Genomic DNA, 15,910 nt, shown 5'->3' with positions numbered 1-15,910 from the left:
GTATTTTTCAGCTTAAGTCTATTATTTGATAGGAGGCATAAATTTGAACATAAGAAAAAAAATCAATAGGAAGAAAATAAGCAAAATACTATTCTTGGTAGGTGTTTTTGTCATTGGGAGTATAGTTTTAAGTTTTAATAAGGAAAAAAACATTAGTACTTTTATAAATTTAAGGGCATCTAAGAAGATGGAGGAGGAATCGGAAACCGCTAAATTCCAACTATTGTTAGAAAATTTATTTGATCATAGAAATAAGGCTATACTAACAAAAAATGATGAAGTATTAAAAAAATTATATGATGTAAATCATAAATTTGGACTTTGGGCTTATGAACAAGAAGTAACTAAAATGAAGTATTTAGAGAATTGGTCATTTAAGCAAGGTGTAAAATTTAATGATATAAAAACTAGAGTAAAAATTAGAAAAATAAAAGAAAAAGAAGAGAATTTATATGGAATTATATGTGTAGTATCTACAGAATATAATTACTCTTATGAAAATCAACTAGATACTAAAAATATGTTTAGAATTGGGACATATCATTACCTTAATATGAGAATTACTGATAATGAATACTTAATTACAAAAGAATGGTATACAGATCCTTTTGCGGATTCACTTCATTTAGATAATATAAAGTCAGATGATATAAGAAATTATATTATGGCTAATGATAAAAAGGATTTTTCACTTACAAATGAGCAGAAAAAAGCTATTGAATATGCTCATAAATATTGTGGAGCTGCAGCTGATGAAGAACATGGAATGAAGTTTAATCCACAGTATAAAGATTTTAACCCAGATGGAGGAGACTGTGCAAATTATGCCTCTCAGATAATGTATGAAAGTGGAAGATTTAAGAAAAATGGTACGTGGAATTATATGGGAAGAGAAGGAACGAAGGCATGGGTTAATGCACAAGGATTCAAAAATTATATGTTAAATAGTGGAAGAGGATCTTTAATATGTAAAGGTTCATACGAAGATGTATATAAATTAGCCTACAACATGACTCCTGGTGATATAGTAGCTTATGAAAAAGGTGGAAGAATAACTCATGTTTCTACTGTCACAGGAGTTGACTCTAAGGGATATCCTTTAGTTACATGTCATAATACAGATAGATTGCTGGTTCCTTGGGATTTAGGATGGAGTGATAAATCTATAAGGTTTCACTTAATAAAAGTTCATTATTAATAAAAAATAGCTATCTATAAAAAGATAGCTATTTTTTAACTTTGAAGGAAATGGAAAGATTTTAATATTTTAGAATATATGATAAAATGTTAAGTAGGTTTAAATTTATACTACTTAATAGGAGGTGTAGTATTTGAATATACTATTTTTTATAACACCCAAAAGTGAAGTAGCATATATATATGATGACTATACAATGAGACAGGCATTAGAAAAAATGGAGTATCATAGATATTCTGCTATACCTATTATAAATCGAAATGGGGAGTATGTGGGTACGATAACAGAGGGAGACTTGCTATGGGCTTTAAAAAATGATTTAAACTTGGAACTTACAGCCATAGAAGATGTATGCATATGTGATATAAAAAGAAGGATGGATAACAAGCCTGTATCTATAAATGCAAATATAGAGGACTTAATATCTAAGTCGATGAATCAGAATTTTGTACCTGTAATAGATGATCAAAATATTTTTATAGGGATAATAAAAAGAAGAGATATAATTGAGTATTGCTATAAAAAAATAAAGTCTTAGATAAAAAAAGGATAACTATAAAGTTATCCTTTTTTTATTTAATATTAGTCGTTAAGTTTAACTAAATCTACATATTTACCTTTTAAGTCATTTATCTTAGAAGAATAAACTTCATTTTGTTTTTGATACATTAGGCTTTTAGCTATTTCATCTTTTACTTCATCAAGCTCAGATTGACCGCCTTCATTTAAATCTTCTAATTTTATTAAATGATATCCAAATTGAGTTTTAACTGGACCTCTAACTTCACCTTTATCCATAGAGAATACAGCTTCTTCAAACTCAGGAACCATTTGACCTCTAGGGAATACTCCTAAATCACCATCAGCGTCTTTAGAAGGGCAAGTAGAATGCTCTCTAGCAGCTTCTTCAAATGATAATTCATTGTTGTTTATTTTAGTTAATAATTCATTTGCTTTTTCTTCATTATCAACTAATATGTGTTTAGCTGATGCTGTTTCAGGTTTTATAAATTTATCTTTATTAGCTGCATAGAAGTTAGCCACTTCTTCGTCAGTTAATTTTATAGATGTTAATATTTTATTTATAGCATATTGCTTTAACATATTCTCTTCAATTCTTTTCATTTCAGCTTTGAAGTTTTCATCATTATGTAAGTTAGACTCTTTAGCTTCAAGATAGAATAGTTCTTGATTAACTAAATCTTCTAATAATCTTTTTTTACCTTCTTCATTATTAAATTGCATAGCTTGATATGGATCTAAACTTTTTAAAGCATTTTCAATATCGATATTAGTTATTTCTTTTTCGCCTACAGTGGCTAAAACTTTTTTTTCCATAGTATTAACTCCTTTAAAATTTTTTTATTATAGTATTAACTATCAAGATAAATAATAACAAAAAATAACTCATATGTCTAATGTTTCAAATTTAGTATCTTACAAACATGAAAATCATTAAAGCTGCACCAATAATACCTACAACGCCTTCCTCCATTTTATATTTATATACTTTTAATATAGATATATACATATAAAAAAATAATACTGAAAGTTTTACTAAAAACCAAAACATACTTAGAGGTAAGATATAATAACTATATGATGAAAATACAAATGATAAAATTGTAACTAATTTATAATAGATTTCTATTTTATTTTCGTATACTTTAGTTACTTTCATATAAACTAAGTAGGCAATAATATAAATTATACAAATTGAACTATAGGATATAAACAAGGTTGTAGATAATTGATTAAATTTATTATCAGTTAATATAACACCTATAAACCAAAAAATAATCCAAAATGCAACAAATATAAGTTTAAACAGAGTATTAAACAAATTAAGTTTATTAGATGTATTAGTGGAATTCATAGTTAATCACTTCCTAACTTTTAATCTGTAAAAGTATATACACATCTTTAAATATATATGCAAAATATACTTATTAATTATAATTATATATATTAATTGAAATATTAAAATATATATTTTAATATTTCATCAAAACTTAACATAAATTAGAAAAATAATAAATAAATATAATAACAAAATATATTGTAAAGGTGATGAATATGTATAGATATTATACCAAAGGTGTATGTTCAAAATCTATTTTGTTAGATATTGAAGGGGATAAGCTTATAGATGTTATATTTGAGGGAGGATGTGCAGGGAATTTAATAGGAATTAAAAATTTAATAGAAGGAAAAAATATAGATGAAATAATTGAAACTTTTGAAAAAATACCATGTAAAAATAGAGATACATCGTGTCCTGATCAATTAGCTACTGCTTTAAAGATATATAAGAAATATATATTAAAAGATTAAAAAAGCTTCTACATATATGTAGAAGCTTTTCCTATAAAAAATTATCTAGTAACAACTATTGCTATTTTTTCGTCTTTATTATAGCTTATTTGTACTAATTGGTTTTTCTTAACTTTTTCTAATTCTTCGCCGCCGTATTTTATTTGAAGTTTATCAACTTTTTTACCTTGCTTTATTATTGCAACATATTCTTTTTTACCTTTTTTCTCAAGGCTTATTAAATTACCTACAAAAGGTTTGAAGTTTTGATACTTATCACCTTGTTTTTTAATATAGAAATAAGTTCCTATAGCTAATAATATTTCAACACCTAATAAAACCCAACCGTTAACTTTTAAAGAAAAACCACCAATCCAAACAATTAACATAATAATCATAGGAACGATACTTTTCTTAAGTAAAAGTTTTCCCATTATTTCATTAGCCTTTTTTTCAGGACCAGTCATTGTTTTTGATCTAGCATATGACTCTGCAAATTTGTCTTTTAAGCTCATATTAATCCTCCTAGATTATCTCAAATTTAAATTATGATAACAAGTTATGCTTGAAACTAAACTATATTTATATTATGTACAAGTTTCACATTTAAATTTATATTCAAGCAAGTATAAATATATAACATATTTTATCATAAAAAACTTAAAAAGAAAATAAATCAATATGTAAAATTTTAACGGAAATTCAAATTAAATATTATAAAGATTTTATAAATTTTTACATATGCTTAAATAAATAAAGTTTTACTATTTATATTATAGATTATATCACAGAAAAAAGTGAATTTTCTGTATTAAAATATTATGAATGAAAGAAGAAAAAATACGAATAATAAAAAAAATTAAAAATGAAAATAAAATCTAAATCATACTTTCATTATGGAACATAAATAAGCAATAACATATGCATTATTAAAAAATAGTTTGATGAATTTTAAAATTATATCAAATAAAAACAATTAAAACACGAATTAAAAATAATTGAATTGTAATTAAAGTTCGAACAAGCAATATCTTTTATTTTTTTAATAATTTTTTTGATTTTTATGTAGACTTTAATCAAAAATAGGATTATTATATTAAATGTTGTAATAATTAGTTTTGGAGGGAAGTGTTTAAGTGTTACCAAAGTTATTTAAAATGATTAATAATAATGAATTAACCAAAGAACAAGTTGGAAAGGATATAGTATCGGGAATTATAGTTGCTATAATAGCTCTTCCTTTATCTATAGCTTTAGCCATATCTTCGGGTGTATCACCGGAAAAAGGATTGATAACAGCTATATTTGCAGGTTTTGTAATTTCTTTTTTAGGTGGAAGTAAAGTTCAAATTGGAGGACCTACAGGAGCTTTCGTTGTAATAGTTTATGGAGTTGTTAAGACTTATGGAGTAACGGGACTTATAACAGCAACAACTATGGCAGGAATTATACTTGTAATCATGGGATTACTTAGATTTGGATCTTTAATAAAATATGTACCACAAACTATAACAGTAGGATTTACTAGTGGGATAGCAGTAACATTACTTACAACTCAATTAAAAGATTTCTTTGGTTTAGAGATAAAAGATGTTCCAGCAGAGTTTATAGGAAAAATAGAAAGTTATATACATCATATATCAACCTTTGATATAGTATCATTTCTAATAGGACTAGCCTGTATTTTTATATTAGTTTATTGGCCTAAAATAAACAAGAAAATACCCGCTTCAATAATAGCTTTAATATTATCTACAATAATCGTAAATATATTTAATTTACCATCTGATACTATTGGCACTAGATTTACGCATATATCATCAGCTATACCTAAGCCACAAATACCACATATGGATATACAAACAATCATAAGCTTAATAAAGCCAGCAATGACAATTGCTTTATTAGGAGCAATAGAATCGCTACTTTCTTGTGTTGTATCAGATAATATGATAAATGATAAACACGATTCAAATATGGAATTAGTTGCACAAGGTCTTGGTAATATAGCATCTTCAATTTTTGGAGGAATTCCAGCAACAGGGGCTATAGCAAGAACTGCAGCGAATGTAAGAAGTGGAGGACGAAGTCCTATAGCTGGTATAGTCCATGCGATAACTTTACTTCTTATAATGGTTATACTTATGCCACTGGCAAAACTTATACCGATGACGACTTTAGCTGCAATTCTTATTATTGTTTCATACAATATGGGTGAATGGAAACATTTTAAAGAATTATTATCTTCAGACAAATCGGATGTTTTAGTATTAATTATAACATTTGTATTTACAGTTGTATTTGATTTAGTATTTGCAATTGGGGTAGGAATGCTTGTACATTATATTCTAAAATTTGTTAAAGATAGAAGTAAAAAGACAGAAGAAGAAGATGAAGAATTAGAAGTAGCTTAATAGAGATAAAAAAGTATGTATTTTAATATTAAAATACATACTTTTTTGTGTAAATATGGAAATAATAAGTAATAATATATATTTTAATCGGAGGAGCTTAATGAAAAAAATACTATTATTACTATTATTTATAATTTCCATCACTGGATGCTCTAAAGAAATTGTAGAAAATAAGGTAGAGGAAGAAAAAACAATACCAAATGGATTAAGTAGTGAGAAAGGAGAAGGGAATATTTACATAAATACCCCGACTTCAATAAAAGAAAAAGGCAATATACCTATTTTATATACGAAGGAACATGAAGCTTTTTTACATCTGGGACTTCAATCAGATGGAATTGATAATTCTAAACCAAGCTATATATATATAGATGAAAAGTTAAATTCTATAGAAAGATTAAGTAATGAAAATTCAGCTACACTAACTATATGTGATGAAGAAATAAAAGAAGGAATACATAAAGTTGAGATAGTACAATTTGATAATGATAAAACTAGAGGCACTCCTGTTTTATATAAGAGTTGTAAATACGAGATAAAATTAAGATGAGATAATAATAAATTACTTAAAAACATTGTAGTCATTTTGTTTTATTGTTAATATTTACTTAAAGGATACTATATAATAGACAACTTTAAGGAGCAAAGATTATGGAAAAAAAATATATAATAGCTCTAGATCAAGGAACCACTAGCTCTAGAGCAATCTTATTTGATAAATATGGAAATATAGTTTCATCAGCCAAAAAAGAATTCAGTCAAATTTATCCAAAAACTTCATGGGTAGAACATAATCCTATGGAAATATGGGGAAGTCAAAGTGGGGTTTTGAGAGAAGTTTTAGAGACTTCGTTTATAAGACCTGATGAAATAGCAGCAATAGGAATAACAAATCAAAGGGAAACAACTATAGTATGGGATAAGATTACTGGAAAGCCTATTTACAATGCTATAGTTTGGCAATGTAGAAGAACTGCAGAAATTTGTGACGATTTAAAAGAAAAAGGATTAGAATCTATTATAAAAGAAAAAACTGGATTAATAATAGATGCTTATTTTTCAGCAACAAAAATAAAGTGGATTCTAGATAATGTAGAGGGAGCTAAAGAAAAAGCTAAAAATGGAGAATTACTATTTGGAACCGTTGATACATGGTTAATTTGGAATTTCACAAGAGGTAAAGTTCATGTAACAGATTATTCTAATGCATCAAGAACAATGCTTTACAATATAAAAGAATTAAAATGGGATGAAGATATATTAAAAGAACTTGATATACCAAGAAGTATGTTGCCAGAAGTTAGACCATCAAGTGAAATATATGGATATACAGATGAAGAAATGTTAGCAGGTGCAAAAATACCAATTTCAGGTTGTGCAGGAGATCAGCAAGCCGCACTATTTGGTCAAACATGTTTTGAAAAAGGTAGTGTAAAAAATACATATGGAACAGGATGCTTTTTATTAATGAATACAGGTGATCAGATTGTTGAATCTAAAAATGGCTTAATAACAACTATTGCTTGGGGAGTTAATGGAAAAATAAATTATGCACTAGAAGGAAGTATATTCGTTGGAGGAGCATCGATACAGTGGTTAAGAGATGAATTAAGGTTGATTTATGATTCGGGTCAGTCTGAGTATTATGCTAATCAAGCAAATGATACAAATGGAGTATATGTTGTTCCTGCATTTACTGGATTAGGAGCACCTTATTGGGATATGTATGCAAGAGGAGCTATTTTTGGATTGACTAGAGGGGCTAAACGTGGGCATATAGTTAGGGCAACCCTTGAATCTATTGCATATCAAACTAAAGATGTATTAAATGCTATGGAGGAAGATTCTAAATTAAAGTTAAAATGTCTGAGAGTAGATGGTGGAGCTAGTGCGAATAACTTTTTAATGCAGTTCCAATCTGATATATTAAATGTAAATGTTGATAGACCTAAAATTATAGAGACAACAGCTTTAGGAGCTGCTTATCTTGCTGGACTTGCAGTAGGATTTTATAAGAATAAAGATGATATAAAGCAAAAGTGGGTAATTGATACAGAATTTATTCCTAAGATGAGTGATAAAAAAAGAGAGGTTTTATATAAAGGCTGGAAAAGGGCAGTAGATAGAACTCTTTTGTGGGCAAAAGAAGATGAGGATTTAGTTTGTGAATTAAATAATATAAAATAAAAAAGAAGCTCAAGCTTCTTTTTTATTTTATATTTAGTATAAGTTTTTTATATTGGGACATATAATTTATTATATAAAAATTATATGGAGGAATATATGAAAAATATAATTAAGATATTTGGTGTAATATTTTTTACTTTGCTTATGATAACTGGATGTACAAGCAATGAAAATGATATAGAAACAAATTTTAATAATATTAACAGTATTGTAGATAAAAACAATGAAAATATTAATGAAACTATAAATAATCAAGATGATATATTTGAGATAAAAACTAAAGATTCAAGTAGTGATGAAGTTATAGTTTTAGGAAATATAAAAATCAATAAAAATGCAACAATTAATGAAAAAATCAATAAAATTTTAGAAAAAATGTCTCAATTACAATTCGAAGGGTCTCCTATTGAATTAGAAAAAATAGAAGATAATATAGCATATATAAACATAAAGGAAGAAAAAAATAAAAATAATTGGAAACAAAAGTACTTTCAAGGAAGCACGGGAGCTAGCATAACAACATACTCTTTAGTAGAAAACTTACTTCAAAGAAATTATAAAGGAAATTGGATTAAGGGTATATGTTTTACTTATGAAAATAGAAGTGATATACAGTTTGATCATTTAGACATGGACTTTTTTGGAACTATTATACAAAGATAAAAAAGTAAGAAGTTAAAAACTTCTTACTTTTTTAGTGCTTATTTTTAGTCAGACAATTGTTGTTAGATAATTTAAAATCATAATTATTTATTAACAAGTTTAATAATTCATCAGAATTATACTTTGGATATTTAAGTAAACATTGTTTAGGATCATCTTCTAATTTATCAAATTCATTATAAACGTTAAATGTAGCCGACATTTTAGCCATATCGTCTCGAAGCTTATCTATATCTACTAATATATGAGCAAATTTAAAATCTAATTTATTAGATTCAATCATATCTGCTATTGAATTTAATAAATTTTCTTTGCTATCAAATTCAATTACTATTAATTCATTTCTATAATCATTTAGTCTATTAGATAACTCTTCTAAGTAATTATCTAATGTATTATTAATAAAATCAACAAATCCATTTTGACTAAAAAGATTTTGAATATCTTCAATTAATAAATTATTCATGTGATCTTCCCAAAGTAAAAGTGCAAATTTAGTATAAGTTGAATCTACAATAGGCTCACCTTTATAATTTTCAAATCTGGGATGTAGTCTATTGTGATATTCTGAAATTGAAACCCTAAATAGGTTTCCGTCATGACCTTTAGGTATATGACTTATTATAAAATCGTCCATATCACTTCCAAGATATACTCTTTCTTTTGAAAGTATATATTTTGTATTTTTTAAATCATTCTTAGAAAAATTTATTTGTGGATTAGCTTTAGCTAAATCATATACTAACTCTTTATATACATTATTTAATATATTATTTAATTCTACTGTGTAGTTATATTTCATAGTCAGAAACCTCCAAATTTTAAGTCATTTTAATGTATACCCAAAAACTAAATAAGTTAACATTAGATATTTTAAAATATACGAATCTAAACTAATATAAAAAACAAAAATAATTAAACTTTAATAAAAGATAGTTTTTTAAGAATAATATTACTTAAATTACAAAAATTAAATAAAGATTAAAAATTTACTAAAAGGTGAAGTTATGAAGATTAAAAAGATAGTTTTAGGAATTTTAATTTTTATTATGTTTTTATCTATTGTAGATAATAAAAAAGAAATAAGTAATAAATACGATTTAGATTATAAAATAAAAATGTGTTTTGTTAATGAATTAAAAAAGAATAAAAAGTATAACTGGAGTAGGTATGACTCTGATATATGGGTGGACAGTTATAAGATTATAGGTATAAAAAGAATGGATAATAATACATTTAATGTAAATGCAGAAATCTCAATGATTAATAGACTTGGGGAAAATATCAAAAAAAATGAAGAACTTATAATAAGTATTAAATAAAAATATATCTACATATTATGTAGATATATTTTTATTGCCTAGTAAATATAAAGTTGTTTATATCCGATAAGCTATCATTAAATTTGTATCCATCAGAGTTAAACTTTTTTAAATTCTCTATATCATCTATTTTATTTTTAATAATGTAGCTACTCAATTGACCACGAGCTTTTTTAGAATAAGTTCCTATAACTTTATACGTATTAGATTCTTTTTTAAATTCTTTAAATTCAACATTAATTATATTAAAATCTTTTGCTAACACTTTAAAATTTATAGCTTTGGAATACTCAGAAGAAGCTAGGTTTATTAATATTTTAGATTTTTGTTTTGAAAGATCATCATATAAAAAACTAGTTATTTTATCTTTCCAGAATTTATATAAATCATTACCTAAATTATTTTCAAGCTTAGATTTCATTTCAAGCCTATAGGGTTGTATTAGATCAAAGGGCTTTAAAACTCCATATAATCCTGATAAAACTCTTAAATGGTTATTTGCAAATTCAAAATCTATTTCATTAAAGTCATCTATATTCATAGCATTAAAAACATGACCGTTAAAGGCTAAAATAGATTGTAAGTAAGGACTTTCATCAGTTCCTAAAACTTTATATCTATCTAAATTTAAAATAGCTAAATCATCACTTAATTTCATTAGTTTGCTTACTTGATTTTTATTTAATTCTTTTAAAATACCTGAAAGATAATTTACTTCTTTATTAAAATAAGGATTAGAATTTGAAATATTATTGTTAACTTTTTCGAAATTCATTGTTGTTGCTGGAGAAATTATAGTTATCATTTAAATCACCTCAAAATTTTATTATATATAATATATATCAAAAAATAAAATGTTTAATCACAAATTTGAATATATAAAACATAATATGAATTATGCTTAAACATTAAAGCATATAATTATAAAAAGTATCTAAAAGGAGGAGATTTAAATAGATAGAGCAGCATTGAAAGAATTATCAAAAAGTCAGTTAAAAGGAAATTGGACTACACCCGTATTAGTATCTTTAGTATATTCGGTAATAACAATTTTAATAAGTATGATTCAGAGTGAAACAAATTCAAATTTTATTATAATAATATCATTATTATCAACTTTCCTTATAGGAGTATGGGCAACTATTGGGATTCCAAGTTTTTATTTGAGATTTATTGAAACATCAGGATTAGCTACATTTAGAGATTTGATTGTGGATAAAAGTAGTTTTTTTAAGTCGTTTCTATACACACTTATATTATCTTTAATTTCTTTTGTAATAGCATGTATAACTATATTTTTTTTACTTAGCATAGGTACAGGAATGCTACTTTCAAATGGAAGTTTAAGTACTTACGCATTTATAGTTATAGCAGTTATAAGTTTGGTTATTTTACTAACAGAAATTCTTATATTAGCAATATCTCAGACACCATATTTAATATTAGAAAATCCAAGTATGGGGGTTTTTGAAGCTATAAAATTAAGTATGAATATTATGAAAGGAAACAAATGTAAGTTATTTATACTAGAACTTAGTTTTATTGGATGGGCGATTTTAGCAGTACTTACATTTGGAATAGGATTTTTTTGGTTAGAACCATATATTATGTTAACAAAAGCTAATTTTTATAAATTAATTAGTAGAAAATAAATAAAAAGATGCATCTATAGATGCATCTTTTTATTTATTTTCTACTTTATTTTTATTATTATTTTTTATAAAAGAAATAGCTTCTTTTATAAGGATTAGTGCCAATATAAGTAAAAGTACAGCTATTATTACTAATGCATAGTTGACACCTATATTAGCTTTTATATTTAAACAAAGAGACACTATAGTAACGATAAACATAAAGATTATAGGAATTATAAACTCTTTAAAGCTTTTCTTAGAATTAGCTAGCCAAATTGCTATTGCCATTAAAGCTATAGCTGCTAATAATTGATTTGCTGAACCAAATATTGGCCATATTTTTTCATAACCCATAACAGCTAAAAGTCCAGAACATACAACTGTTATAATTGTTGATATATACATATTCGTAAGAGGATTTTTATTAGTTGATTTCTTAGATTCTTTTTCATCTGGATTAGTAGTATCAAAAAACTCCTGGAATATAAATCTACCAAGTCTTGTAGCTGTATCTAGTGAAGTCAGTGCAAATGCAGATATAGCAAGTGATGTAAATGTCTTTCCAACTGTAAAAGGTATACCAAAAGGCATCATAAAGTTAGCTATACCTTCAGAAAACACATTTACAGGGCCACCATTTCCTAATAAGCTACCAAACTGCTTATTTGATATATAGGCAACTGTTATAAGTGCAACTATAGCAAGAAGACCCTCTATAAGCATAGCTCCATATCCAATTTTTTTTGCGTCTGACTCTTTATAAAGTTGTTTAGATGAAGTTCCAGAACCGACTAATGAATGGAAACCAGATATGGCACCACAAGCTACAGTAACAAATAAAAATGGGAATAAATACTGACCTTCAACATTAAATCCAACAAATCCTTCCATTTGTATTTCAGGTCTTAAAATGAAAATTCCTAAAAGTGCACCTATTATCATTGCATATAGTAAATAAGAGTTTAAATAATCTCTAGGTTGAAGTAATATCCAAACTGGAGTTACCGATGCAACAAATATATAAATCATAAGTAATATTATCCAAGTTTGCTTACTTAAAACTATAGGAAATAAAAAGCCTAAATATATACAACCAAACAATAATATAACACCAACTATAGTTGCAGGAATCAAGGGCATTTTAAATCTATAAACTGCTATACCAAATAAAATAGCTAAAATTATAAAAAACATAGAGGCGCTTGCAGCTTGAGGTGTAGAGACAAAATTATCAGCAACAATATTAGCAAAAGCAGCTACTACCAAAACTAAAGTCAACCAAGCAAAAAGTGAAAATAGTTTTTTTCCTTTTCTACCCATATTAAATTCTATAATTTCGCCTATAGATTTACCATCATGCCTAATTGATGCAAATAATGAACCAAAGTCCTGAACTCCACCAAAGAATATACTACCTATTAAAACCCAAAGGGCAACTGGAATCCATCCAAATACAGCAGCTTGAATAGGACCAACTATAGGACCAGCACCAGCGATAGATGCAAAATGATGTCCAAGTAATACTGGGGATTTAGCAGGAACATAATCTACACCATCATATTTTGTATGAGCAGGTGTTTTTATATTATCATCAACTCCCCATTTTTTAGCTAAATATCCACCATAACAAACGTAACCTATAAATAAAATAATTGCGCTAACTAACAATAAAGTCAATGAATTCATAATAAAACCTCCTTATAAAAATGAATAATATCCTTTGAATCATAATTATAAATAAATTCATTTGTTAGTTTATCAAATAATATTAATCTCAAAGATGAGTAACCTCTAAGACCAAACATATAGCTTTTTCTTTTCTTTATTTTTGAAATTTGTTTTTTTAGAATATCGTCTATATTTTCGCAAGATATGAATAAAGTGATAGCTGTAGACATGTGAGTATCATCTGTTTGTACGAGATTTTTCATTGCATAGTCAGCAAATGGTAGCAAGTTGTTTTCAAGAACATCTTTTGATAGGAATTGTATATCTTTTGCAAAGATATATTCTCGATTATCATATGACCAAATTATTTTTTTTTTATTTAAAAAATATTTAGAATTGGACAAGATATATTCCCCCATGAAATCAAAGTTATATTTATATATATTATAATTATCATATATATTAAATTGATTTTTCATGGAGTTTTTTAATTTATCTAAAATAAATATCACCTCCTTATGTCGTTTACATAAATGTTAGTACTTTACTTATAGATTTGCAATTATTAAAAATATTTATATATATAAAAGAAGTTAAATGAAATACAATTTATGGACAGGATTTAAATAAAAAAGTAAAATATTGATTAGAAGATTAGTTTTCAAGGAGAATAAGCCTTTATGAAAAATAATAATTATAAATTAGATCATGTAAAGATATTTAAAAATATAAATAATAATACAAAAGTTGAAATTTTAAAGTACGGCAAATTAATTTACTTAAATCAAAAAGATGTATTATTTAATGAAAAGGATGTAATTGATAAGGTTTATATTTTGATTGATGGAAAAGTTTCTATATTTAAAATAAGTGAAAATGGAGATAGAAAGATAATATTTATATTAAATAAAGGGGAGATGGTAAATGAAATAAATTTAGAATTTAAAAGGGCTACTATAAGCTGCGAAGCTTTTGAAGATTGTTTAATATTAGAATACAACTTAGAAACCTTTTTAGGTATGATGAAAAATGATTTTGAATTAACTAAAAATATTATAAGTTATATGGAAAGACGAAATAGAAGATTATATAGGCAAGTTAAAAATTCTATTTCAATAAAAATAGATAAAAGATTGGCCGCAAAACTTTATAGATTAGCTAATGAATACGGAAAAGAAATAGATGGATGGCATTTCATAGATATAAAAATAACAATAACTTATTTAGCTGATATGTTAGGATGTCCAAGAGAAAGCTTATCTAGGGCTATGAGGGTTTTAGAAACTAATGGACTTGTAAGGATTGAAAATAAAAAAATATATGTAAGGAAAGTTGAAATAGCAAGATACTTTAAAGAAAAATAAAATTAAAGTATTTTGCTATTTTTTATATATAAAAATTGTTAGTTTTTAGTCAAAGTGTGATATATATCACAGAAGTAAAGTTGAAATAGTGTTAATATTTATTTAACAAATTAATGATTTGAAAAGGTGGGTTATATGAAAATAAAATTATCTAAAAATGAATTTAATAATTCATTAAAAAAGTTAAAAGAAAAGTATAAATTATTTGCACCTGTATCATTAGCATATAAAGGGACTTACTCTGATACAGATGTAGTTAGGTATAAGGAAATAGAAGATATAGAGGAAATAGAACTAAATAAAAAATCAAATTTTTCACCTAAGGAAATTGTTTTACCAATATCAGAAACATTATTTTATTTTACAGAGGATGAATTTAAAGAAGCTAATCAAAAAGAAGATAAAGATATATTAATCTTTTTAAGAGCTTGTGATATTAATGGAATTAAAAGAATAGACCAAATATATTTAGAAAATGGAAAAGAAGAAGATTACTTCTACAAAAGAATTAGAGAAAAAGTTAATTTTGTCTTAATCGGATGTAGTGAAAGCTTTAGGAACTGTTTTTGTGTAAGCATGGATTCTAATAAAACTGATAACTACTCAATAGGACTTAATTTTAGAAATGATGAAGTACAATTACATATAAACGATGAAGCGTTTAGTAATTATTTTGATGGTGAAGATATAGACTTTGAAGTAGATTATGTCAAGGAAAATGATATAAGTATAAGCGTAAATGAGAATATAAATACTCTTAAAGTGAGTATGGATGATATGTGGAGAGAGTACGATGATAGGTGTATAGCCTGTGGTAGATGTAACTTTGTATGCCCTACATGCACATGCTTTACTATGCAAGATATATTTTACAAAGAAAATGAAAATGTTGGAGAAAGAAGAAGGGTTTGGGCATCATGCCATGTTGATGGATATACAGATATGGCTGGAGGACATTCATTTAGAAGATTACGTGGAGATAGAATGAGATTTAAAACATTACATAAAATATACGATTTTAATAAGAGATTTGGATATCAAATGTGTGTTGGATGTGGTAGATGTGATGATGCATGTCCACAATATATATCTTTTTCGACTTGTATAGAAAAAGTAAATGACCTAGTAAATAAGGAGGAAAAATAAT

Annotated in this window: 18 protein-coding genes; 11 read left to right on the top strand and 7 right to left on the bottom strand. The window is 25.9% G+C overall.

Annotated features, from left to right (window positions below):
* Positions 1-43: 43 nt before the first annotated feature.
* Together ATCC9714_RS11915 and ATCC9714_RS11910 are read left to right on the top strand one after the other, a co-directional pair.
* Positions 44-1,198 (top strand): amidase domain-containing protein, encoded by a 1,155-nt coding sequence (locus tag ATCC9714_RS11915; RefSeq protein ID WP_021128171.1) that lies wholly within the window; start codon positions 44-46, stop codon positions 1,196-1,198.
* Between the two features lie 133 nt (positions 1,199-1,331).
* Positions 1,332-1,736, top strand: coding sequence for a CBS domain-containing protein (locus ATCC9714_RS11910; protein ID WP_021128170.1), 405 nt, complete (start codon positions 1,332-1,334; stop codon positions 1,734-1,736).
* 44 nt (positions 1,737-1,780) lie between these two features.
* On the opposite strand, the gene ATCC9714_RS11905 is transcribed toward ATCC9714_RS11910, so the two are convergent.
* Positions 1,781-2,536: a peptidylprolyl isomerase gene (locus ATCC9714_RS11905; protein WP_057545647.1), complete on the bottom strand. Its 756-nt coding sequence runs from the start codon at positions 2,534-2,536 to the stop codon at positions 1,781-1,783.
* Positions 2,537-2,627: 91 nt separating this feature from the next.
* Positions 2,628-3,074: a hypothetical protein gene (locus tag ATCC9714_RS11900; RefSeq protein WP_021124697.1), complete on the bottom strand. Its 447-nt coding sequence runs from the start codon at positions 3,072-3,074 to the stop codon at positions 2,628-2,630.
* A gap of 200 nt (positions 3,075-3,274) precedes the next feature.
* Between ATCC9714_RS11900 and ATCC9714_RS11895 the strand changes: the two genes are divergently transcribed.
* Positions 3,275-3,532 carry a TIGR03905 family TSCPD domain-containing protein gene (locus ATCC9714_RS11895; RefSeq protein WP_021124696.1) on the top strand — a complete coding sequence of 86 codons (258 nt, stop codon included), beginning with the start codon at positions 3,275-3,277 and terminating at the stop codon, positions 3,530-3,532.
* A 41-nt stretch (positions 3,533-3,573) separates the two neighbouring features.
* Here ATCC9714_RS11895 and ATCC9714_RS11890 read toward each other — a convergent pair whose 3' ends face one another.
* A complete protein-coding gene (locus ATCC9714_RS11890; protein ID WP_021124695.1) occupies positions 3,574-4,026 on the bottom strand; it encodes a hypothetical protein in 453 nt (150 codons plus the stop codon).
* 621 nt (positions 4,027-4,647) lie between these two features.
* Between ATCC9714_RS11890 and ATCC9714_RS11885 the strand changes: the two genes are divergently transcribed.
* The 4 genes from ATCC9714_RS11885 (at position 4,648) to ATCC9714_RS11870 (ending at position 8,775) form a co-directional block, all read left to right on the top strand.
* Positions 4,648-5,925 (top strand): SulP family inorganic anion transporter, encoded by a 1,278-nt coding sequence (locus ATCC9714_RS11885; protein WP_081013651.1) that lies wholly within the window; start codon positions 4,648-4,650, stop codon positions 5,923-5,925.
* A gap of 100 nt (positions 5,926-6,025) precedes the next feature.
* Positions 6,026-6,475 carry a hypothetical protein gene (locus ATCC9714_RS11880; RefSeq protein WP_021128167.1) on the top strand — a complete coding sequence of 150 codons (450 nt, stop codon included), beginning with the start codon at positions 6,026-6,028 and terminating at the stop codon, positions 6,473-6,475.
* A 101-nt stretch (positions 6,476-6,576) separates the two neighbouring features.
* Positions 6,577-8,112: a glycerol kinase GlpK gene (glpK, locus tag ATCC9714_RS11875; RefSeq protein WP_057545648.1), complete on the top strand. Its 1,536-nt coding sequence runs from the start codon at positions 6,577-6,579 to the stop codon at positions 8,110-8,112.
* A gap of 96 nt (positions 8,113-8,208) precedes the next feature.
* Entirely contained in the window at positions 8,209-8,775 is a 567-nt protein-coding gene (locus tag ATCC9714_RS11870; protein ID WP_057545649.1) for a hypothetical protein, read from the top strand.
* A 31-nt stretch (positions 8,776-8,806) separates the two neighbouring features.
* On the opposite strand, the gene ATCC9714_RS11865 is transcribed toward ATCC9714_RS11870, so the two are convergent.
* Entirely contained in the window at positions 8,807-9,577 is a 771-nt protein-coding gene (locus ATCC9714_RS11865; RefSeq protein WP_021128164.1) for a hypothetical protein, read from the bottom strand.
* Positions 9,578-9,782: 205 nt separating this feature from the next.
* Here ATCC9714_RS11865 and ATCC9714_RS11860 point away from each other — a divergent pair, with 205 nt between their 5' ends.
* Positions 9,783-10,097, top strand: a complete 315-nt coding sequence (locus ATCC9714_RS11860; protein WP_021124685.1) for a hypothetical protein — start codon at positions 9,783-9,785, stop codon at positions 10,095-10,097.
* Positions 10,098-10,128: 31 nt separating this feature from the next.
* Here ATCC9714_RS11860 and ATCC9714_RS11855 read toward each other — a convergent pair whose 3' ends face one another.
* Positions 10,129-10,902: a YaaA family protein gene (locus ATCC9714_RS11855; RefSeq protein ID WP_055331214.1), complete on the bottom strand. Its 774-nt coding sequence runs from the start codon at positions 10,900-10,902 to the stop codon at positions 10,129-10,131.
* 163 nt (positions 10,903-11,065) lie between these two features.
* Between ATCC9714_RS11855 and ATCC9714_RS11850 the strand changes: the two genes are divergently transcribed.
* Positions 11,066-11,749, top strand: coding sequence for a DUF975 family protein (locus ATCC9714_RS11850; protein ID WP_057545650.1), 684 nt, complete (start codon positions 11,066-11,068; stop codon positions 11,747-11,749).
* A 30-nt stretch (positions 11,750-11,779) separates the two neighbouring features.
* Here the strand turns inward: ATCC9714_RS11850 and ATCC9714_RS11845 are convergent, their stop codons facing one another.
* Together ATCC9714_RS11845 and ATCC9714_RS11840 are read right to left on the bottom strand one after the other, a co-directional pair.
* Positions 11,780-13,417 (bottom strand): carbon starvation CstA family protein, encoded by a 1,638-nt coding sequence (locus tag ATCC9714_RS11845; RefSeq protein WP_057545651.1) that lies wholly within the window; start codon positions 13,415-13,417, stop codon positions 11,780-11,782.
* On the bottom strand, positions 13,414-13,803 hold the full coding sequence (locus ATCC9714_RS11840; RefSeq protein WP_155485708.1) for a hypothetical protein: 390 nt from the start codon (positions 13,801-13,803) through the stop codon (positions 13,414-13,416). Before ATCC9714_RS11840 ends, ATCC9714_RS11845 begins: the two co-directional genes overlap by 4 nt.
* Before the next feature lie 276 nt (positions 13,804-14,079).
* Between ATCC9714_RS11840 and ATCC9714_RS11835 the strand changes: the two genes are divergently transcribed.
* The gene (locus ATCC9714_RS11835; RefSeq protein WP_021128158.1) at positions 14,080-14,763 is read left to right on the top strand and encodes a Crp/Fnr family transcriptional regulator; all 684 of its coding nucleotides are present in this window, start codon (positions 14,080-14,082) and stop codon (positions 14,761-14,763) included.
* Between the two features lie 135 nt (positions 14,764-14,898).
* On the top strand, positions 14,899-15,909 hold the full coding sequence (asrA, locus tag ATCC9714_RS11830) for an anaerobic sulfite reductase subunit AsrA (RefSeq protein WP_057545653.1): 1,011 nt from the start codon (positions 14,899-14,901) through the stop codon (positions 15,907-15,909).
* Position 15,910: the final 1 nt, after the last annotated feature.

The sequence above is a fragment of the Paraclostridium sordellii genome, from assembly GCF_000953675.1.
GTDB classification, from domain to species: Bacteria; Bacillota; Clostridia; order Peptostreptococcales; family Peptostreptococcaceae; genus Paraclostridium; species Paraclostridium sordellii.
Note: the sequence above shows the minus strand (reverse complement) of the source record. Positions and strands in the feature narration are given on the sequence as shown.